This window comes from Pseudoruegeria sp. SHC-113, assembly GCF_025376885.1.
In the GTDB taxonomy this organism is placed as follows: Bacteria; Pseudomonadota; Alphaproteobacteria; order Rhodobacterales; family Rhodobacteraceae; genus Pseudoruegeria.
The window spans coordinates 1,736,273-1,755,241 of record NZ_JAHUBR010000001.1 but is presented as its reverse complement, the minus strand read 5'-3'; the positions used below and the strand labels follow the sequence as shown (position 1 = coordinate 1,755,241).

The 18,969-nt window shown below is 65.5% G+C and carries 19 protein-coding genes; 10 read left to right on the top strand and 9 right to left on the bottom strand.

The features are described from left to right. Positions 1 to 19: 19 nt before the first annotated feature. Entirely contained in the window at positions 20 to 1,240 is a 1,221-nt protein-coding gene (gene nirK, locus KVX96_RS08735; protein ID WP_261193993.1) for a copper-containing nitrite reductase, read from the bottom strand. 99 nt (positions 1,241 to 1,339) lie between these two features. Next, positions 1,340 to 1,774, bottom strand: coding sequence for a pseudoazurin (locus KVX96_RS08730; RefSeq protein ID WP_261193992.1), 435 nt, complete (start codon positions 1,772 to 1,774; stop codon positions 1,340 to 1,342). 155 nt (positions 1,775 to 1,929) lie between these two features. On the opposite strand from KVX96_RS08730, the gene KVX96_RS08725 reads away from it, so the two are divergent. After that, positions 1,930 to 2,643, top strand: a complete 714-nt coding sequence (locus tag KVX96_RS08725) for a Crp/Fnr family transcriptional regulator (protein ID WP_261193991.1) — start codon at positions 1,930 to 1,932, stop codon at positions 2,641 to 2,643. Here KVX96_RS08725 and KVX96_RS08720 read toward each other — a convergent pair. After that, on the bottom strand, positions 2,588 to 2,839 hold the full coding sequence (locus tag KVX96_RS08720; RefSeq protein WP_261193990.1) for a DUF1858 domain-containing protein: 252 nt from the start codon (positions 2,837 to 2,839) through the stop codon (positions 2,588 to 2,590). The two genes, KVX96_RS08725 and KVX96_RS08720, sit on opposite strands and share 56 nt — an antisense overlap. A gap of 130 nt (positions 2,840 to 2,969) precedes the next feature. Between KVX96_RS08720 and KVX96_RS08715 the strand changes: the two genes are divergently transcribed. From KVX96_RS08715 to KVX96_RS08685, 7 genes are all read left to right on the top strand, one after another. After that, the gene (locus KVX96_RS08715; RefSeq protein ID WP_261193989.1) at positions 2,970 to 3,422 is read left to right on the top strand and encodes a c-type cytochrome; all 453 of its coding nucleotides are present in this window, start codon (positions 2,970 to 2,972) and stop codon (positions 3,420 to 3,422) included. A 21-nt stretch (positions 3,423 to 3,443) separates the two neighbouring features. Further along, positions 3,444 to 4,787 carry a cbb3-type cytochrome c oxidase subunit I gene (locus KVX96_RS08710; RefSeq protein WP_261193988.1) on the top strand — a complete coding sequence of 448 codons (1,344 nt, stop codon included), beginning with the start codon at positions 3,444 to 3,446 and terminating at the stop codon, positions 4,785 to 4,787. Positions 4,788 to 4,799: 12 nt separating this feature from the next. After that, entirely contained in the window at positions 4,800 to 5,588 is a 789-nt protein-coding gene (locus tag KVX96_RS08705; RefSeq protein WP_409977120.1) for a CbbQ/NirQ/NorQ/GpvN family protein, read from the top strand. Between the two features lie 4 nt (positions 5,589 to 5,592). Beyond that, positions 5,593 to 7,479, top strand: coding sequence for a nitric oxide reductase activation protein NorD (locus KVX96_RS08700; protein WP_261193986.1), 1,887 nt, complete (start codon positions 5,593 to 5,595; stop codon positions 7,477 to 7,479). A 1-nt stretch (position 7,480) separates the two neighbouring features. Next, positions 7,481 to 7,660, top strand: a complete 180-nt coding sequence (locus KVX96_RS08695; RefSeq protein ID WP_261193985.1) for a protein NnrT — start codon at positions 7,481 to 7,483, stop codon at positions 7,658 to 7,660. Further along, a complete protein-coding gene (locus KVX96_RS08690) occupies positions 7,657 to 7,887 on the top strand; it encodes an NnrT protein (protein ID WP_261193984.1) in 231 nt (76 codons plus the stop codon). The genes KVX96_RS08695 and KVX96_RS08690 overlap by 4 nt, the downstream gene beginning before the upstream one ends. A 382-nt stretch (positions 7,888 to 8,269) precedes the next feature. Then, entirely contained in the window at positions 8,270 to 10,492 is a 2,223-nt protein-coding gene (locus KVX96_RS08685) for a class I SAM-dependent methyltransferase (protein ID WP_261193983.1), read from the top strand. Between the two features lie 6 nt (positions 10,493 to 10,498). Here KVX96_RS08685 and KVX96_RS08680 read toward each other — a convergent pair whose 3' ends face one another. Together KVX96_RS08680 and KVX96_RS08675 are read right to left on the bottom strand one after the other, a co-directional pair. Next, positions 10,499 to 11,563 (bottom strand): hypothetical protein, encoded by a 1,065-nt coding sequence (locus KVX96_RS08680; protein WP_261193982.1) that lies wholly within the window; start codon positions 11,561 to 11,563, stop codon positions 10,499 to 10,501. A gap of 24 nt (positions 11,564 to 11,587) precedes the next feature. Then, entirely contained in the window at positions 11,588 to 12,613 is a 1,026-nt protein-coding gene (locus tag KVX96_RS08675) for a cytochrome P450 (RefSeq protein WP_261193980.1), read from the bottom strand. Positions 12,614 to 12,799: 186 nt separating this feature from the next. Here KVX96_RS08675 and KVX96_RS08670 point away from each other — a divergent pair, with 186 nt between their 5' ends. Both KVX96_RS08670 and KVX96_RS08665 read left to right on the top strand, forming a co-directional pair. Then, entirely contained in the window at positions 12,800 to 13,069 is a 270-nt protein-coding gene (locus KVX96_RS08670; RefSeq protein ID WP_261193979.1) for an acyl carrier protein, read from the top strand. A 38-nt stretch (positions 13,070 to 13,107) separates the two neighbouring features. Then, positions 13,108 to 13,932 carry a glycosyltransferase family 2 protein gene (locus tag KVX96_RS08665; RefSeq protein ID WP_261193978.1) on the top strand — a complete coding sequence of 275 codons (825 nt, stop codon included), beginning with the start codon at positions 13,108 to 13,110 and terminating at the stop codon, positions 13,930 to 13,932. Positions 13,933 to 13,963: 31 nt separating this feature from the next. Here KVX96_RS08665 and KVX96_RS08660 read toward each other — a convergent pair whose 3' ends face one another. From KVX96_RS08660 to KVX96_RS08645, 4 genes are read right to left on the bottom strand one after another with little or no spacing between them, the layout of a single operon-like run. Next, on the bottom strand, positions 13,964 to 14,815 hold the full coding sequence (locus KVX96_RS08660; protein WP_261193977.1) for a phytanoyl-CoA dioxygenase family protein: 852 nt from the start codon (positions 14,813 to 14,815) through the stop codon (positions 13,964 to 13,966). Then, positions 14,812 to 15,681, bottom strand: a complete 870-nt coding sequence (locus KVX96_RS08655; RefSeq protein ID WP_261193976.1) for a phytanoyl-CoA dioxygenase family protein — start codon at positions 15,679 to 15,681, stop codon at positions 14,812 to 14,814. The genes KVX96_RS08660 and KVX96_RS08655 overlap by 4 nt, the downstream gene beginning before the upstream one ends. Continuing rightward, positions 15,678 to 17,024: a polysaccharide pyruvyl transferase family protein gene (locus KVX96_RS08650; protein WP_261193975.1), complete on the bottom strand. Its 1,347-nt coding sequence runs from the start codon at positions 17,022 to 17,024 to the stop codon at positions 15,678 to 15,680. The genes KVX96_RS08655 and KVX96_RS08650 overlap by 4 nt, the downstream gene beginning before the upstream one ends. Further along, positions 17,021 to 18,706: an AMP-binding protein gene (locus tag KVX96_RS08645; protein WP_261193974.1), complete on the bottom strand. Its 1,686-nt coding sequence runs from the start codon at positions 18,704 to 18,706 to the stop codon at positions 17,021 to 17,023. Before KVX96_RS08645 ends, KVX96_RS08650 begins: the two co-directional genes overlap by 4 nt. Positions 18,707 to 18,969 lie beyond the last annotated feature (263 nt).

The window sequence follows — 18,969 nt, the reverse complement described above, 5'->3', positions numbered from 1 at the left end:
TTAGCCTCAGGTGCTCAGATCAGGTTGCGAAGGGCCGCGGCGCGACCACCTGCTCCATCAGGTCGTTGTCCCACTGGCCTTCCACCACGAAGTGGGCGGCAGCGCCGAGAAGGGCGGCTTCGATCAGGTTATGGTTCACGTAGGCGTAAACGCCGGGCTGACGGAAGGTGTACATCGCCGCCATCGCCGAGCCGCCGCGGCAGAGCCAGGTTTCCAGCCCGGTGAGCGGGGTGTCGGTGAAGGAGCCAGCCTCCCAGACGTAATCGCCATGGCCGCCGATCAGGTGCGGGCGGGTGTCGCGGTTGGCCTGGTTGTGGATCATTAGAACCGTTTCGCCCACTTTCGCCTTCAGCGCGCCTTCGCCCGTCAGAGCGCCAACAGAGCCGTTGAACACCGAATGCGTCGGGGTGAGCGTGCGCATGGCGTCAAGGCTGTCGGCGTAATCGTCGCCTGCGGCCTCGTAAGTCTTGAAGTTGCCCTCTTCATCCATCGGCAGGTAGAAATCCTGCTCGCCGATATAGGCGATGCTGTCATATTTGAGCGGGTTGCCCTTGCCGTCCTTCAGCCCGTCGCGCGGCAGCACCATGACGGCGCCGTTCATGCCGTGGCAGACGTGGTAGGGGATCATCGCGCCGCCGGGGGCGCAGTGATAGGTGAAGACGCCCGGTTTCGTCGCTTTCCAGCGCAGCACGGTTTCCTCGCCGGGGAAGACGTGGGTCAGGCCACCGCCGCCCAGCGCACCCGTGGAAGAGTGGAAATCGATGTTGTGCTCCATCATCGAGCTTTCCGGGTTGCGCAGGGTCAGCTCCACCATGTCGCCTTCATGGGCGATGATCAGCGGACCTGGCACGGAGCCGTTGTAGGTCAGTGCCCAGATCTGCGCGCCGGTGTCCTCATCGACGGTGAGCAGCACCTCATCGGTGGTCATCTCGATCTCGATGATTTTCGGCCCGCCGGTGGCCACCTGCTCATGCACAGGGGCGAAGGGCGGCGCGACGAGCTCCTGCTTCACGCGGGTGTAGCCCGAGAGATCGGCCGGTTTGGCATCCGTGGCGGCGTCGATCTTCTCACCGGTGCGCACGAGCGGCATGCCGGGAATGGAGACCTTCGGCGGGCGCGGCGTGCGGGCGGCGGCAGCGCCCCCGATGCCGGCAGCGGCGGCCGCACCGGCAAGGAGCGATCCGCGCAGCACGTTGCGGCGGCTGGTCTGCACGAGGCCCGGGTTGATGTATTTGGTCATGTCTTCCTCCATCGAGATCCTGGGTTGCCCTCCAGGAGTGGTTTGGGAGTTGGGACGTCGGGCCGCGCAGCGCCGCCCGGCGGAGTCTTGAAATCCGGCTCAGTTGAGCGTGGCCAGCTGCGCCTCGAAGCGCTCCATGGCCTTTTTCGGAATGCGGCCACCGAGGAAGGCTTCGGCCTCTACGGGGCCGTCCCCCACGACGATCGTCATGTTCATGCCCATCGCGTAATGCGGCTTGCACATCACGCCGTAGGCGCCTTCCACATCAAAGGTGACTTCGAATTCTTCGTTGATCTTGCCTTTGAACTCGGCGGCACCTTCCGGGGCCATGCCCTTGATCAGCTCGGCATTGTGGCCCTTGTCGGTGGCGACGAATTTCACGGTGTCACCGGGAGCGATGCGCAGGGCGTCGGGGGCGAAGATCATCTTGCCGGCGTCACCTTTGTTGAGCATCTGCACTTCGAAGGTTTCTGCCCCGGCTCCGCCGGCAAGCGCGGCGGCGATCACGGCACCGAGGGCGAGCGGTTTGAACATCTGGAGTTCCTTTCCTTGGTCTCATCAGTGTTGAGCCCAGTGCTACGCCCCTGCCCCGCTCTAAACGTTGCGCTGGCACAAACTTCGGCTGCCTTTTCGACAAATACGTTTTTTCTTCTGGCCAGCCCCCAAGCCCGGTGCCATCAAGAGCCACCATGAGCACAGCCGCGCCGCACCGACTCGACGAAAGCCTTCTGGCGAACCTGCCGCCTTTCTCCCAACTGGAGCGACGGCAGATCCGCGAGATTCTGGACGCGGCCAGCGTGCGGCGGCTGGAGGAAGGGGCGGTGATCTTTGAAGAAGGTGCGCCGGCGGATCGCTTCTACATGCTTCTAGATGGTGTGCTGCGTGTAGTGCGCATCACTGAGGGCGGCGAGCAGGTCATAGCGCTGCATATCCCCACGGGACAATTGTTCGGCATCGCCAAGGCACTGGCGCGCGACACCTACCCGGCCACCTCCGTCATGGCGTCGGAAGGCATCATCCTGAGCTGGCCCACCAGCCTCTGGGAGCATTTCATCGCCAGCTACCCGGGCTTTGCGACAGAGACATATAAAACCCTCGGCGCGCGTGTGGGCGAGATGAACGCCCGCATCGTGGAGATGGCCACCCAGCATGTGGAGCAGCGCGTGGCCAATGCACTGCTGCGGCTCGTCAACCAGACGGGCAAACGGCAGGGCGATGCGATCGAGATCGCCTTCCCGATCACCCGTCAGGATCTAAGCGAGATGACGGGCACCACGCTGCACACCGTGAGCCGGCTGCTGTCGGCCTGGGAGAAATCCGGCATCGTGGCGAGCCGGCGCAAGCACATCAGTGTGCTGAAGCCCCATGCGCTGGTGGAGCTGTCTCAGCAGCCGCACCGTTGACGGCCGCCTCCAGCTCGGCCCGAAAGGCACTTTCCTGAAGCCCGTATTCGGCGCAGGCGTCGATCACCGTGTGAAACGGGCTCACGAGGCAGCCAACGCAGAGCATCCTGTGGCGCAGGAAGACGGGCATCGTCGCCGGGTAGCGGGCCATCAGCTCGCCCAGCGGCAGGTCGGGATCGTGTAAATCGTTACGCATCGGGCACCTTTCTCCTCGTCTGGTTCCAGCCTGCCCGCGAAATTCCCGCCAAACGTTGCGCTGGCACAAACTCTGGCCCGCGCGCCTTCCCTACAGCTTGGGCATCCTGCAAGAACAAGGAAGCCCAGCCATGGCAGAAATCCTGACCAAGACCCGGGCCCGAAACATCTTTTACGGCGGATCGATCTTTTTCGTCGTGGTGTTCGTGGCCCTCACCGTCCAGAGCCACCGCTATATCGTCACCAAATCCACAGTCGGCATGCCGCTGACCGAAGAGGTCGCCCACGGCAAACGGGTGTGGGAGAAGAACGCCTGCATCAACTGCCACTCGCTGCACGGCGAAGGCGCATACTTCGCGCCCGAAGTCGGCAACGTGATGACCCGCTGGGGCGTGCTCGACGCACCGGAAGACGCGTATGAAACGCTGAAGGCGTGGATGGAAAGCCAGCCCTCCGGCATCGAAGGCCGCCGCCAGATGCCCAACTTCAACCTCACCGACGAAGAACTGCGCGCGCTGAGCGAGTTCCTCCGCTGGGCCGACCAGACCGACACTCAGGGCTGGCCTCCCAACGACGCCGGTTAAGCAGACATTCGAGGGACACACATGAAATACCAATCGCAAAAAGTCGCGCTGGCCTATTTCGCCTGCGCGCTCGCCCTCTTCGCCGTTCAGGTGCTGGGCGGGCTACTCGCCGGGTGGATCTATGTTTCACCCAACTTCATGGCAGAGCTTCTGCCCTTCAACATCGTGCGCATGCTGCACACCAACGCGCTCATCGTCTGGCTGCTGACCGGCTTCTTCGGCGCGGCCTATTACCTGCTGCCCGAGGAAAGCGAGCGGGAGATCTTCTCGGTCAAGCTCGCCTATATCCAGCTGGCGATCCTGATGGTGGGCACGCTTGGGGCGGTGATCTCCTACCTGATGGGGATCCACGAGGGGCGCGAGTTCCTTGAGCAGCCGCTCTGGGTCAAGTTCGGCATCCTCGTGGCGGCCGTGATCTTCCTCGTGAACGTCTCGCTCACCGTGCTTCAGGGCCGCAAGACGGCGATCACCAACGTGCTGCTGCTCGGGCTGTGGCTCTTGTCGCTGCTGTGGATCTTCGCCTTCATCAACCCGGAAAACCTGAGTCTCGACAAGATGTACTGGTGGTTCGTTGTCCACCTCTGGGTGGAAGCCACCTGGGAGCTTGTGATGGCGGCGATCCTTGCCTTCCTGATGCTCAAGCTCACCGGCGTGGATCGCGAGGTGGTGGAGAAATGGCTCTATGTCATCTGCGGCACTGCGCTGTTCTCCGGCATCCTCGGCACCGGGCACCACTTCTACTGGATCGGCACGCCGGGCTACTGGCAGTGGATCGGCTCGATCTTCTCCACGCTCGAAGTGATCCCCTTCTTCCTGATGATGAGCTTTGCCTTCGTCATGGTCTGGAAAGGGCGCAAGAACCATCCCAACAAGGCTGCCCTTCTGTGGTCGCTCGGCTCTTCCACGCTGGCCTTCTTCGGCGCGGGCGTCTGGGGTTTCCTGCACACGCTGCACGGGGTGAACTTCTACAGCCACGGCACCCAGATCACCGCCGCCCACGGCCACCTTGCCTTCTTCGGCGCCTATGTGGCCCTGAACCTCGCGATGTTTACCTACGCGATGCCGATCCTGCGTGGCCGCGCGCCCTACAACCAGGTGCTCAACATGGCGTCGTTCTGGCTGATGACGGGCGGCATGTGCTTCATGACCTTCGTGCTGACCTTCGCCGGCACCATCCAGACGCATATGCAGCGCGTGGTGGGCGATTACTACATGGACGTGCAGGACGCGCTCGACGTCTTCTACCTGATGCGCTTCGGCGCAGGCCTTGCGGTGGTGATCGGTGCGCTGCTGTTCATCTACAGCCTTGCCGTGGTGCGCTCCGAGGTGATCGAACCGGGCCCCACTGCAGTACCGGGGGAATAAGCCATGAACGCCATGAGCCAATCCCCGCAGATCCCCGCCTATCTCGCTCAGGGCAATGAATGCGCCCTGTTCGAGATGGCCCAAGCAAACGGTTTGCCCCTTCTTCTGAAGGGGCCGACCGGCTGCGGCAAAACCCGCTTCGTCGAGCACATGGCCGCCGCCAGCGGGCGCAAGCTCTATACCGTGGCCTGCCATGACGATCTCTCCGCCGCCGACCTGATCGGGCGCTACCTGCTGAAGGGGGGCGAGACCGAATGGGTCGATGGCCCCCTCACCCGCGCGGTGCGGGAAGGGGCGATCTGCTACCTCGACGAGGTGGTGGAAGCGCGCAAGGACGTGACCGTGGTGCTGCACCCGCTCACCGACAACCGCCGCACCCTGATGATCGACCGCACCGGCGAGGAGTTGAAAGCGCCGGAAGGCTTCATGTTGGTGGCCTCCTACAACCCGGGCTACCAGAACATCCTGAAACGTCTGAAGCCTTCCACCCGGCAGCGCTTCCTCTCGATCAGCTTCGATTTCCCGCCCGAGAAAACCGAGATCGCCGTTGTGGCGGCGGAAAGCGGGCTGGCGGCGGCGCGCGTCGCACCTCTGGTGCGGCTGGCAGGCAAGATCCGCTCGCTCTCGGGCATGGATCTGGAAGAAGGCGTCTCAACCCGGCTGCTTGTCTATGCCGCCACGCTGATCGCGCGCGGTATGGCCGTGCCGGCAGCGCTAGAGGCCGCCGTGATCGAACCCTTAAGCGATGATGACGACACGAAATCCGCCCTGCGCGATCTCGTGGCCGTGATCTACGGGTAGCCCCATGGCGCTTCTGGATTTCCTTGAACCCGAAGAGGCCGTGGGCAACCTCTGGCACGATCTCGCCACCTCCATGATGGCGGGGGCGCGCTTCGAGGCGGCGGCGGTGCCTTTTGAGGCCATCCGCCCCTCCGCCGCCCTGCTGTTTCGCGCCCTTGGCGGCGCGGCCAGCGTGGACATCGGCCCGGCCAGCGCCGGAACGCTCACCCACCGCCGCAACTGGCGGCGCAAGCTGGCGGCTGGCCCGGAAGCGGCACCTGTGGCGAGCTATGACGGCGAGCGCCTGCGCCTGCCGCCCGTGATGGACGCCTTCCCGACCGAAGACCTGAACCGCGCCGCCTACCTCTGGCTCACCGCCTCCGCCGCGCTCACCGATGTGGCGGCGCTCGATCTGCCCGAGGGCGCGCAGGCCAACGACTGCGCCCAGATCCGCGCTTCGGCTGCGGCTTGCGATGCGGTCTTCCGCGCCTGCCCCGGCCTGCGTGCGCCTTACGGCACCCTTGCCGCCGCCTGCCTTGTGCAGCGCGAAAGCCTCGCCCGCACCCCGGCGGAAGCCGCGATGGAGCAGGCGCTACGGGATCAGCTTGGCGGTAGCACGGCGCAATTCCCGCCCGCGCCCGCCCGCAGCTACACCCCTTTCGCCCCGGTGCCGATCTGGCTGCGCTACCTGCGCCCGGAAACCAGCGCCTCCTCCCGCGAGGAGGAGCAGGAGGCCAGCGCGCCGATGCCCGCGCTCCCCGTGGAGAGCCGCAAACAGGGCGAGCGCCGCGATCTGGATCAGGCCAACCGGCGCGACAGTTTCATCATCCACCGGTTTGAAACGATCCTGTCGTGGGTCGAATCCATGAACATCAACCGCTCCGTGCAGGACGAAAACGAAGACGACGCCCAGAAGGCCGCCGAGGATCAGGAGAGCGTCACGCTCAGCAAACATGACCGCAAGGCCGCCACCCGGCTGCGGCTGCACCTCGATCTCTCCCCGCAGGAGGCCGACCACGCGAGACTTGCCGGCGCTCACACCTACCCGGAATGGAACATGCGCAAGTGCGCCTATATGGAGGATCACGCCCGCGTGCTGGAGGCCCCGGTGCAGATCGCGCCCGACGCCGCGCCTTTCCGGCCCGATCCGCGCCGCCTTGCCGCCGTGCGCCGCCAGTTCGAAGCCTTGCGCCCACGCCGTGTGCTCTCGCCGCGCCAGATCGACGGGCAGGAGCTGGATCTGGACGCCGTGATCAACGCCCGCGCCGATCTGCTGGCCACCGGGCGCGGCAGTGATCGCATCTACATGGCGTCGCGCAAGATCGAACGCGAGCTGTCGGTGGCGATCCTTCTGGATTGCTCCCGCTCCACCGAAGCAAGCCTTGGCGAGACCAGCGTGATGGAGGTCGCCCGCGAGGCTCTGGCCGCGCTGGCCGGGGGGATCGATGCCGCGGGGGATCGCTGCGGCATCTGGGGCTTTTCCTCGCTGCGGCGCGATCGCGTGTTCCTGCACCGGGTGAAGGGCTTTGCCGATCCGATGGATGCGCAAGTGATGCGCAACATCGGCGGGCTGAAGCCTGGCCAATACACTCGCCTCGGCGCGGCCCTGCGCCATGCCTCCACGCGGCTCGCCGAAGAAGGCAGCCGCCGGAAGCTGCTCTTGGTGATCACCGACGGCAAGCCCAACGATCTGGATCACTACGAAGGCCAGCACGGCATCGAAGACAGCCGCATGGCCGTGCGCGAAGCTCGCCGCGCGGGCCAGATCGTGCATTCGGTGATCGTGGATGCCGACGGGCAGGACTGGTTCGCCCGCATCTTCGGCAAGGGCGGCTTCACCCTGCTGCCCGAGCCTGCGCGCCTGTTGCGCGCCCTGCCCGAGATTTACCGCTCCCTCACACAGGAAAGCTGACATGACACGCTTCGCTCCCGCCCTTCTCGCCCTGCTCACCGCCGCGCCTGCGCTGGCAGAAGGCTTTGACCGCCCCACCCCGAACGCGCAATCGGCCACGGCGGAATTCTGGTTCGGCCTTGCCTGCATCGCCCTGATCGCAGCACTTGCCGTGGTGGCCCGCGTGGTGGCGCGGCGATGAGCCTCTCGCCCACAACGCGCCTCACCCTCGCGCTCTACCCCTTGGGCGCGGGCGCAATGGCGGTGAATGTCTTCTTTGCCTCGCTCTTGGGCTCATGGATCGGGCTGCCGGTGCTCTCCACCACAACCTCCATCCTGCTCGGCGCGCTCATCGCCCTGCCCGCCACATGGGCCTTTGCCCGCCACATGATCCACCTCGCCCGGAAGGCCGACGCAGAACAGTCCTAGAAGGAACAGCCCTTCCCGTGCTGCCCGAGCCCCTCGGGGTGGCATGGAGACTTGGCTTTTGGGCGAGCGGCAGGTAGCGTCCTGACGGCGTGCAAACAGCACAGCAAAACAACCTATGGGTTTAGCCCTTCAGGCCGGTCCGGCCGTGGGTCTGGCAGGGGACAGCAGAGCAGAAATGGCAGAAATCTCTTTTGAAGGAACATGTTCCGTCTGCGGAGCTTCCGGTACATTTCATCGTGGACCGGAGCGTTCCCTGCGCGAAGCCTTCGCTTGCCCAAGCTGCGGATTCACCCAGAGATGGCGCGATCAGGCCAGCATCATTCTGGATGAGTTCGGCCGCGGACAGGCGCTTTCGCTGCGGCAACTGGCGCAGAGCGGTGCCATGGATGGCGTGGCGATTTTCGAACCCGCCCTGCGCGGCCCCTTCGTACGCCACCTCAAGGGGCTGCCGCACTACACGCAATCCTATTTCTGGCCCGACCTCGCCCTTGGTGAGATGACGCCGGAGGGCGTGCGCAACGAAGATCTGACGCAACTGACCTTCGAAGACGACAGTTTCGATCTGATTATCAGCAGCGATGTGATGGAGCATCTCTTCGACATCCGCGCCGCCTTCGCCGAAACCCTGCGCGTGCTCCGCCCCGGCGGCATCCACCTGTTTTCGATTCCCAATGATTTTCCTTTCCCCGACCGTACAACGGCGCGTGTCGCAATGGAGAACGGGGAGGAAATCCACATCAAGCCCGCGCGCTACCACAATTCGGGCGATGGCTCGAAATGCCTTGTCTACACGGATTACGGCGCGGACCTCTCCGATCTGATCGCCGGGCTCGGCGGCAGGCTTTCGGTGGTGCGCCGCGGCGGGGCCGTTGCCCCCTGCCACCACAACGCCACGTTTGTCATGCGCAAGATCGCCGGCAGCGGCAACCGCCGTCCGCCCGCTTTCGGCCAGTCCACCGCCCCTGCCTCTCGCCCGCAAAGCGTGCCGGCACCGGTGGCTGCACCCCCTCGCCTGACAACAGGCCACGCCCATGCCGCCCCCGCGCTGCCCGCCCTGAAATGTCCGATCTGCAAGGGCGATCAGTTCGAGGATTTCAACGGCCGCGTGAACGCGCGCTGCAGCGGCTGCCGCGCAGTAGAACGCAACCGGATGATGTGGATGCTGCTGGAAAAGCTTGACGGCTTCGAAGCGGGCAAGCGCGTGCTGCACATGGCCCCTGAAATGGGCCTCGCGCGGCGGTTCAAGGAGCTCTCAGGCGAGGCCCACCATGCCACCGATGTGGATGTGGAGCGCTACAAGAGCCAGATCGTTCAGGTGCGCAAGCTCGATCTCTGCTCCGACCTCGCCGCGATTCCCGATGCCAGCTACGATCTGATCCTGCACTCCCACGTGCTGGAACATATCCCCTGCGACGTGGAGGCCACGCTGCGGGAGCTGGATCGCATTCTTGCCCCCGGCGGGCTGCATTTCTTCTCGGTGCCGATCCGGGGCACGGAAACGGCCGAAGATCTGGATCCCACCCTCACCGAGGCCGAGCGCCTCCGGCGTTTCGGGCAGGAAGATCACTACCGGATTTTCGGCAGCGAGAGCCTGACGCAGATGCTGAAGCGCGTGTGGGGCGATGACAAACACCTGATCGAGCTGACGGACCTCTTCGACCGCGACGCCCTGCGCAGCGCGGTTATCCCGACGGTCGCCTGGCGCGGGATTTCCTCGCACAGCATCTTTCACTACCGCAAGGGCGGCACGCCGCCCGCAGTGGAAATTGCCGCCCAGCGGGCGCAGATTCAGGTTCAGGCACAGACACAGGCCCCCGCTGCCCCGGCGGCCCCCGCGCCTACGCCTGCTACGCCTGCCCCGCGCACAACGCTGGTCAGCGCGTCCGGCTCAGACAACGCACAAGGCACGGCCACACGGCCCCAGCATGGCGGGCTCGACAACCTGCGCCGCGACAATCCCTGGCCGGATTTCCCCTATGGGGATCACGCGCCCTTCCACCTGGCGCTGGATTGCAACGGCGACGGCGGGCGGGAAATCATCCTGAAAGCCATCCACGACAATGACATCACGCTGATGGTGGAGGTGGGCTGCTTCCTTGGCGGCTCCTCGCTGCACTGGCTGCAAGCCAAGCCCGATCTGACGGTGATCGGCGTGGACCCGTGGGAAAACAGCTGGGCAAGCTACGTGGAGCAAATGGCCGCCGATCCCAGCATGTCGCGCCATGTGGCGCATCTGCCCGATGCCGAGGTGGCGCGCATCACGTGGCTTTTGCGCCGCTACGGCAATTTCGCCACCGCCATGAACAACCTGCGGCTCTACAAGGATCGTTTCATCCCGGTGCGGCGCTTCTCGCCCGAAGCGCTCAGCTACCTTGCGATGCGGGGGATCCCGCTGCAGATGATCTACATCGACGCCTTCAAGCACCGCGAAGATCTCGACGCCGCCCATGCCTTGTTTCCGGACGCGCTTCTGTGCGGGGACGATTGGCTCTGGCCCGATGACACGGGGGAAATGGTGATGCAGCGCCATATCAAGGCTTTTGCCCGTGATCATGGCTACGAGATCGAAGACAGCCGCCAAAGCTGGGTGCTGCACCGGCGCTAGGTGCCCTTAAAGCTCGGGCACCGGGCGTTTCTCGATCAGCGGCCCGATGTAGGCGCCTGACGGGCCGGTATCGGCGGTACTTCTGAGCGCCACCTCCGGCATCGGCGAAAGTGGCCCGATTCCGATCCGCGCAAGGCGCTGCCCGCGGAAGAAATCGAAGGCATGGGCGCCGATGCGCCGGAAATGGGAAACGTGATCCTTGCTGACAAGCGTGGCCGTGCCCCTGCCCTGCGCGCCGTCCCACAGATCCAGCGCCGACCGCCCGCCGTTGGCGTGGTACAGAAAGCAGAGCGCCATGGCATGGGGAATGGCTGGCAGATCAATCTCGACGCCCACGCCTTCGGGCAGGAAGAGATACGGCAGGCTGAGGGCCGAAAACACCTGCGGCGCAGGTGCCATCCCCTCCGGCAGAAAGGGAGTCAGATCGAGGAACCTGCGGCGGAAGGCCGGCAGGGGCACCTGCGGCAGGGCCGGAAGCGGCGCGCGCAGGCGCGGCGCATAGGCCCGCGCCACTTCTTCCGCCATCCAGGCGGTGCCCTCCTCGGTGGTGTGGGTCACGTCTTTGAAGAGCGCCCGCATCCGCTCAGGGCCATAGGCAGGGCCAAGCGCGGTGGCCAGCCCCTCGGCCAGATCGATCACGGGCACGCCGCAGGCCGCGGCCAGATCCCGCGTGATCGCGTTGAAATCCAGCACCGCCTTGCCCTGCATGTCCCGGTGGTGCAGCAGCAGGCAGGGGCGAGCGCCGATGTCTGTGACGCTGCGTAGGCAATCCAGAAGGATCTCCCGCGCGCGGGCCTCCGTGGCCAGAGGATGCAGCGCAAAGCCCGATGTGTTGATCTCAAGCAGCACGTCTGTGAAGGGGCCTAGTTGGGCATCGGCCTCGGCAAGAAAGGCAGGAACAACAGCCGGTTGCAGCGCGCCAAGACCAAGCCGCTCGACGCTCAGCCCGGGCACTTCAACTTGCAGGCGCTCCGCGAGCGGCACCGAGAAGCCAAGCGTCGAGGCGACGTTGGAAAAGCCGAGGATCAGAAGCCGGCGCGGCGTGGAGGCGGGGGATTGGGGCAGGGTCATGCAGTCAGGTCCGGGGCTGAGACATCAAAGAGGGATCAGGCGCAGCGGCAGGCGGGCCGGCGCATGCAGCATCCAGTTTGGCGACCAGACGGGCGGGGTTTGCGCCGGTGCGATGTGCACATGGGCAAGGAGACTGCTCAGGAAGGCCGGTACGAAACGCCGGGTGAGCGCCACACCAAGGCAGCGGTGCGCGCCCTGCCCGAAACAAAGATTGGCCGCCGCGCGCTCCGTCTCAAAGCGGGCGGGGGTGAACACCTCCGGCGCCTGCCACGCCAGCGGATCCCGGTTTGCCGCAACCAGATCGAGCGCAAAGCGGCTGCCTGCGGCAAAGCTGTGCCCGCATAACGAAAGGCCATCGCCCTCTACGATCCGGTTGACACAGCGGACCGAACTACACAGTCGCTCGATTTCCGTCATCTCAGATTCCGTCACTTGGCCTTGGGTGCGCAGCCTGTCCTGCAAAGCGGGGGCCTGAGACAGGAGCAGCAAGGTATTGGCCAGAAGCCCCTGCAACGTATCCATCGCGAGCCCGTGCACCACAATAAGCGCTCCGACCGCTTCCGGTTCATCGTCACCCGGGTGGCCCGGAAGCCGCTCATAGGCCAACAGCGCCGCCTGCGCGGCGGCTTCCGCCCGTGCCGGGCCGGTGCGCGTTAGGCTGCCCGAGAGCAAAAGCGTGCAAGCCTCCGCCGCCATCCGCGCGGCGGTATTATTGGCCCGGCTCCCGCCCACGACACGGGCACGCCATGTATCGAGAACCGGTTCCAGAAGCCCGGAAATGACATCCACCTCGCCTTCCCTTGCAGCAAAACCCTTTTCAGCCTTAGCGTGCAATTCCTCCAGAACATCCGGCACTTTGGACTGAAAGGCCCGAACGTATTCGGCCGCACGTTTTCGCCCCGCCGCATGGGCGCTCCCGTTGAGAAGAATGGTCAGGGACTGCAGACGGCGGATCCCGGAGAAGTCCTTTCCCAACGCCTGTTCCATGCGGTCCAGGGCGCGGAATTCTGACAGATCCACCCCGACGTTTTCCGATTTGAGAACCGCCATGACATCGGCCTGGCGGCTGAGCCGCCAACAGCCCTTCGCCAGCACTTCGGGGGGGCACGCAACCAGGGGCAACGCGCCAACAGGCGCCTCCACACGATGGGATCCCTTATCTGAACTCTCCATATGAATCCCCCATTGAATCCCCGTCGTTCGTCGTTAAAGTGCATTTTGTTTCAAGGGGTAGAGATGATGGAAAAACGCGTCAAGGAATGGATGATCTCCTATATCGCCTCCGTGCTGGATTGCGAGGCCGAGACCATTGAAGCCGACGCCACCTTCGACATCCTCGGGCTCGACAGCGTGGAAGCCGTGATCATGGCCGGGCTGATGGAAGAGGAGTTCCGCGTCGCCATTGATCCGCTTGAGCTGTATGAAAACCCGTCCATCGCCGCTTTCGCCGCCCATTTCGTCAAACAGCACGCACAGACTGGGTCCGAGGCCGGCACGCCGGCGTGAACAGGCCTGATCTGAGCCTTGCCATCACCTGCTGGCAAATGGCAAGGGAACTGCCACGCACGCTGATGTCCCTGTCGCGGGCGTTTCAACGCGGGGTTGAAGATCTCAGCTACGAAATCATCGTGATCGACAATGGATCGGACAGGCTGCCAGACCTGCCTGCGATGCAGCCCGCCCCACTTCTGCGGCGGGCTTCAATCTGTGTGCCCTCGCCCGTCGGTGCGCTGAACGAAGCCCTCAGCCTTGCCCGCGCTCCGCTTGTCGGGGCCTTCATCGACGGCGCGCGCATGGCCTCGCCCGGCTTGCTGCGGGCCGCCCATGACGCGGCGCAGTGCCATGCCCATCCGGTGATTGCCCTGCCCAACCGGCAACTGGGGCCGAACTGGCAGGCCATCAGCGCTCAGGACGGCTACGACAGGGCCACCGAGGACGCGCTGTTGGCGCAGGCCGGTTGGCCCGATCCCGCGGCCGATCTCTTTGCCGTCTCCTTTCCCGAAACGCGGCAGATCACCGACCCGATGCTGGAATCAAACGCCCTGTTCCTGAAGGCCGACGATTGGCAGCGCCTTGGCGGATTCGATCCCGGCTTCGATGAGGCCGGGGGCGGCGCGGCCAACCCCGATGTATTCCTGAGGGCCAATGCGCTCGCCGGGGCGCAACTGATCCGTGTGAGCGGCGAGGCGACGTTCCACCAGATCCACGGCGGCACCACCACCGCAGGCCGGGATGCGGCCGTCGCCGCGCTGAAGGCGGCTTCCCGATCCTATATGCGCCTGCGCGGCAAGCCTCTGCGCAAGGTGGCGCAGCGGGGCTGGATCTACGACGCCCGCACCGGAACGCTTGATCGCGGCATGAGCGTTTAAGCTCTGCCCGCGCTGTGCATTTGACCGCCGCTCACCTGCCCTTGTTGCGCTCCGGAAAAACGGCCTGTGCCATCTTGCGGAGCATCGCGTAGTACCGCTGCACCGCCTCCGGATCCAGATCAGCGGCGGGGCGCTGCTCCATCTCGAAGGTTCCATGATCGAGCCCGGCCACAAGGGTCGCTCCCGGCTTCGCGCCATTGGCCTGCCGCAGATCGCCCGCAATGTAGCGCACGGCAAAGCCCACCCGCGCGCTGTCGGAGCGGTTGCGCTCGGAGCCGTGCAACGCCATCACGTGATGCAGCGACATCTCTCCGGGTGCCAGCTCCACCTGCAAAACCTCATCGCGCGGGATCGGCACCGAGACCTCCTCTCGGGCTGGTAGCATGCTGTTGCGGTTGGCGGTGCGGACGTGGGGTAAGGCCGTGGTGTGGCTGCGCGGCACAAGCTGCATGCCGCCGTTGGCCGCGGTCGAAGGGGTAAAGGCAATCCAGGCCGTCAGCGCGCGCGGCTCGGTCAGCCCCCAATAGGTGCCGTCCTGATGCCAGGGCACTTCCGTCTCTGTGCCGGGAGCCTTGGAAAAGAAGCTCGAGGCCCAGCAAAGCACATCGGGCCCGAGCACGGCCGTGACGGGGGCCAGCACGCGAGGATCGCAGACCAGATCCCAGAGCCAGGGAAACAGCAGGTGCACCTTGGCGTTGAAAGCTTGCGGCAGCCCTCCGGGCCGACTGGCTTCAAAGGCCTGAAGCCGGGCGAGTAGCCCGGCGGCTTCGCCATCCGGCAAGACGCGCAGGGGCGAAAGATAGCCCTCGCGGGCGTAGAACGCCTGCAGGCTGGCAGCGTCGGCACGGGCCGCTTCGGGCAGGGATGCGGGGGGCGGGGTCATGTCGGCTCTCCTTCAGAACGGGGCCGCATGATCGTTTCCATGCCGGCGCGGAATATGGCGCGGTGGCGGCGTAATGCGGCGGGGTCCATCTCAGACTCGGGGCGCAGCTCCAGCGAAAACCCCTGCCCCTGCGCCGGTGCCGCCGGTGCAAGTCCCGAGACGAGCGTCGCCGAGCCTTTCGCCCCCTCGCGCAAGCCAAGCCCGGCGGGAATGTAGCGCACCGCGAAGCCAAGACGCCGCTGCGTGCCCCTGTTGGGGTGGGAGCCATGGATGATCCGCCCGTCATGCAGTGAGAACTCGCCCGGTGCGAGGCAAAGGTCCACGGCAAGGCTTTCATCTACGTCGCTGGCCAGCTTCTCGCCCCGGCCCAGCATGTTTGTCGGATCGTCGCTGTCGGTATGGGCCAGGATGTGCTCTTGCGTGCCGGGCAGAACTCGGACACAGCCCGTGTCCGGCGTGCTTGGCGTCAGCGCGATCCAGGCGGTGACGGCCACATCCTCGGCCAGCCCCCAATAGGTGGTGTCCTGATGGAAGGCCACGTGCTGGCCGTCCCCGGGCCGCTTGTCGATGAAACTCGACCCGTAGCAAAGCAGATCCTCGCCCAGAATAGCCCGGACCGGGGCAAGGATTGCCGGATCATGGACGATATCCCAGAAGAGCGGCACCAGAAGGTGCGGTTTGGCGCGCAGGAAATAGGGTAAGCGACCAGAGCCTGCCGCTTCGAGCCGCGCGACGCAGGCCGTGGCCTCTGCAGCACGCTCTGACCCGATGCCCTGCAGCGGGCAGAGGTAACCCTCCCGCCCAAAGCGCGCGGCAAGATCCGCTGGAACTGGTGCCTGTGTCTGTGCCTGTGCCTGTGCTGTCAAGATGGGGCTCCTGATGCGGAGGCTGCCGCCTCAAGGGAGTGAGGGCTTGCCGAGCCTGGTTCGGCCCGGCCGGAACTTTGCATCCCTTCAGACTGGATAGCTTTCATAATGTCTTCGATCCCGGCCTGTTCGAGCCCGAGGCGCGCGAGAAAAGCCTGTACCGGCGCTTGCTGCGCGGTTTGCCCCGGGCTGCCAGCCTGTTCTCTTTGGTGCCGGGTCTGCCGCGTGATCTGCGCGATGCGCTGCCAGTGGGCGGCGAGCGCTGCGTCAACAGCCGCGGGAATGCCCGCCCCCTGCGCGCCTGGCGCAACGCGTCTGAGCCAGCCCAGCCCCTGCGCCCAATCGCCCACGGCCAGATCCGGTTCGCCGATCCACTGCAGGTAGCCGGAAAACTTCCGATAGGCCGGCCGCGCAACAAGCATCGACGGCACGCCGTAGGCATGGGCCACGACGAATCCATGCAGCGACGCGCCCAGATAGGCGCGGGCATGGGCCAGCACCGCTGCCATTTCCTGAAGGCTCGGCGGCTGATCATAGACGATGGGCCGCGTTGTCATATGGTCGGCGATGGCGGCGGCGGTGCGCTCATCCTCATGGGCACGCCCGAGGGCGCAAAGGACAAGGCGCGCGCCCATGGCGCGGGCGGCGGCATCGAGCCCTTCTGCCACGTCATGCGCGCTGGTGCCCGAGAGCGAGCGATCCCGCACGTGGATGCAAACAACCGCCTCCTGCGCCGCGATCCCTTCCCGCTGCCGAAACGCCTTTGCCAGCGGCGCAAGCGATGCGCGCGGCCAGAGCCCCGGCAGGGCGGCGATCGTGTCGGGCACGGTGAGGGCACGGTGGCCCGAAGCCTTTGCGAGCAGGTCTGCGGAGCCGGTGTCGCGCAGGGCGAGATAGGCGGAGCTGCCCGCTACGGCGCGCGCCAGCGCATGCCAGCGCCCCGGCAGCGGATGCGGCATGCCCGGCGCGTTGAACATCACCGGCAGGCCTTTGCGCGCGGCCAAAGCCCCCGCTCCCAGCCAAAGCCCCGGCCCGGCCCAACCGGCCTCAGGCAGGCCACGGTACTCCACCATCAGATCCAGCGGATGGGCATGCAGCACATGCCCGCCGCCGATCAAAAGCCCGTCGGAATCGTCCAGCAGCGCGTCAAGAGCGGACAGCCCGATGGGCTGATGGGCATCGGCAAGGGGCACGCGCTGCGCCGTGGGGGCCACGGTCTGCACGCCGATGCCGTAGGCGGAAAGTGCATGAGACGCCACCAGCGGAAACAGCGCGTCGCCGAAGTTGGCCATATCGAAGACACCGGTCATGGCCAGCCGGACAGGGGCTTCAAGGAAGGTCATTGCGCCTCCGCTTCTGCGCGCTCTGGCGTGTTAACCTGCTGCAGGACAGTTTGCCGTGCCGCAGCCCGCCGGATCTTGCCGCTGGAGGTGCGCGGCAGGCTGCCCCGGGTCACGGTCAGAATCCGGGCAACGAGCCCCGTCGCTGAATAAATAGCGCCCGAAACCGCCGCACAGACAGCCGCTTCCTGCGGTCCACCCAGATCGCGTCCGGGCAGTTCAACAGCCACATGCAATTTCTCCGGTATCCCAGCACCAAAGGCAGCCACCGCGCCCGGTGCATGCACTGCCGCCAGGGCCTCGATCTGCGCCGCCGCGATGTTGACCCCGTTCAGGATCACGACGTCCTTCAGCCGATCCTCCACACAAAGCGCACCATCAACAATGCGGCCGGCATCGCCGGTGCGCAGCCAGCCATCGGCTGTCAGATCGTTGGTGGCGGGAACGATACCAGCCGAGTCCGCGTCCCAGCGCAGGCGGCTGACCTGCGGCCCGCGCACGAGGATCTCGCCGCTGCCTTCAGGTGCTGCCGGGTGCGGCGCCAGCCGGATTTCACAGCCCGGCGCAGGTGACCCGACGGGCACTACCCCTGTGCCGGAGCGCAGCGCACCCGCGCTTACCAGCAGTGTCGCCTCTGCAAGGCCATAGCACGGTAGAAAGGCTTCGGGCGCGAACCCCTGCCCCGCAAACCGTCGGGCGAAATCGTTCAGAACACCGCGCCGGATCGGCTCCGCACCGCAGAAGGCAAGCCGCCAGTGGGAGAGATCGAGACCTGCGACACTGCCTTCGGGCACACCCCGCAGACAATGGGCATAGGCAAAACAAGGCCCACCCGAGACTGTTGTGCCGCCGGCAGAAATCGCCTCCAGCCAGAGTTTCGGCCTGCGCATGAAGGCCTCTGGTTCCAAAACGACGATCTCCAGCCCGTGGGCCAGCGGGGTGAGCAGACCGCCGACAAGCCCCATGTCGTGAAACGGCGGCAACCACGTGACGCAGCGCACATCGCCGGGGCGCGTGAAGGTTGCGCGAATCTGCGCGACATTGGCCGCCAAATTGCCATGGCTCACGATGATTCCGCGCAGTGCTGCATCACCACCCGTCGTGCCAGAGCCGAACTGCAGATAGGCGGGCTGCTCGGGGTCAACGTGCTCTGGCGCCACCGGCACCGAGGGCAGCCCCGCTCCTTCATCGAGCAGACGGTCAGGGGCCACGGCAGCATCGCAGCCCCAATCCTGCGGCTCGGCCACGAGCTTCGCACCTGGCCCGAGTGCGGCCCGGATCGCGGAAAACCGTGTCCGATGCGCAGGAAAACGCGGGCGCGGTGCAGGCACGGCGAGTGCCCCGGCCCGCAGGCATGCAAGGAAGCAGGCTGCGAATTCTGCGCCAGCAGGCAACGCAATCATCACCGGCCGCTCACGCCATCCGCGGGCCAACATGGCCGCCGCGATGTGACGGGCGTGCCGATCCAGTTCGGCAAAAGAAACCGCCCTGGCATCACTCCCCCATTGGTTGATTGAATGGCCAGCTGCGCCGTCCAGCCTCGCCTGCGCCGCAAACATCGCGAGGAAGGAACCGGGCGCGTCCGTCAGTTCGGCGCCAGAGAGGCACGTTGGGGATTGAGGCAAACCAGAAACTCCTGCCACTCCTGCCGAAGACGACCTGAAATCGCCATAGCTGCCTTCCATTCCAACCTACATACAACTAGATGTAAACATTATATTTACACCGGCAACGCCCAATCCCTCAATCCGGCAAACACGGCAGGCCACCTGCGCGATCAGCACTTTTCGGCCCGCCAAGCCCGGCGATAAAGCGCAGCCGCTGTGGCTTCGCCTGCTCTTGCCCTCGTGTGCATGCTTTTTTCCCTCCGCTGCACCAGTCCCACCGACAAAGAGGTTGATCGCACACCCTTGAGTTGATACCGTTTTTTGCCAGCATCGGCAATGAT

Coding starts and splice junctions, on each gene's coding strand:
- KVX96_RS08700 (WP_261193986.1), top strand. CDS start 5,593: ATGGCGCTTCTGGATTTCCTTGAACCCGAAGAGGCCGTGGGCAACCTC.
- KVX96_RS08660 (WP_261193977.1), bottom strand. CDS start 14,815: ATGACCCCGCCCCCCGCATCCCTGCCCGAAGCGGCCCGTGCCGACGCT.
- KVX96_RS08695 (WP_261193985.1), top strand. CDS start 7,481: ATGACACGCTTCGCTCCCGCCCTTCTCGCCCTGCTCACCGCCGCGCCT.
- KVX96_RS08720 (WP_261193990.1), bottom strand. CDS start 2,839: ATGCGTAACGATTTACACGATCCCGACCTGCCGCTGGGCGAGCTGATG.
- KVX96_RS08675 (WP_261193980.1), bottom strand. CDS start 12,613: ATGGCGGTTCTCAAATCGGAAAACGTCGGGGTGGATCTGTCAGAATTC.
- KVX96_RS08690 (WP_261193984.1), top strand. CDS start 7,657: ATGAGCCTCTCGCCCACAACGCGCCTCACCCTCGCGCTCTACCCCTTG.
- KVX96_RS08680 (WP_261193982.1), bottom strand. CDS start 11,563: ATGACCCTGCCCCAATCCCCCGCCTCCACGCCGCGCCGGCTTCTGATC.
- KVX96_RS08725 (WP_261193991.1), top strand. CDS start 1,930: ATGAGCACAGCCGCGCCGCACCGACTCGACGAAAGCCTTCTGGCGAAC.
- KVX96_RS08730 (WP_261193992.1), bottom strand. CDS start 1,774: ATGTTCAAACCGCTCGCCCTCGGTGCCGTGATCGCCGCCGCGCTTGCC.
- KVX96_RS08705 (WP_409977120.1), top strand. CDS start 4,800: ATGAGCCAATCCCCGCAGATCCCCGCCTATCTCGCTCAGGGCAATGAA.
- KVX96_RS08645 (WP_261193974.1), bottom strand. CDS start 18,706: ATGGAAGGCAGCTATGGCGATTTCAGGTCGTCTTCGGCAGGAGTGGCA.
- KVX96_RS08715 (WP_261193989.1), top strand. CDS start 2,970: ATGGCAGAAATCCTGACCAAGACCCGGGCCCGAAACATCTTTTACGGC.
- KVX96_RS08650 (WP_261193975.1), bottom strand. CDS start 17,024: ATGACCTTCCTTGAAGCCCCTGTCCGGCTGGCCATGACCGGTGTCTTC.
- KVX96_RS08665 (WP_261193978.1), top strand. CDS start 13,108: ATGGCAAGGGAACTGCCACGCACGCTGATGTCCCTGTCGCGGGCGTTT.
- KVX96_RS08670 (WP_261193979.1), top strand. CDS start 12,800: ATGATGGAAAAACGCGTCAAGGAATGGATGATCTCCTATATCGCCTCC.
- nirK (WP_261193993.1), bottom strand. CDS start 1,240: ATGACCAAATACATCAACCCGGGCCTCGTGCAGACCAGCCGCCGCAAC.
- KVX96_RS08685 (WP_261193983.1), top strand. CDS start 8,270: ATGGATGGCGTGGCGATTTTCGAACCCGCCCTGCGCGGCCCCTTCGTA.
- KVX96_RS08710 (WP_261193988.1), top strand. CDS start 3,444: ATGAAATACCAATCGCAAAAAGTCGCGCTGGCCTATTTCGCCTGCGCG.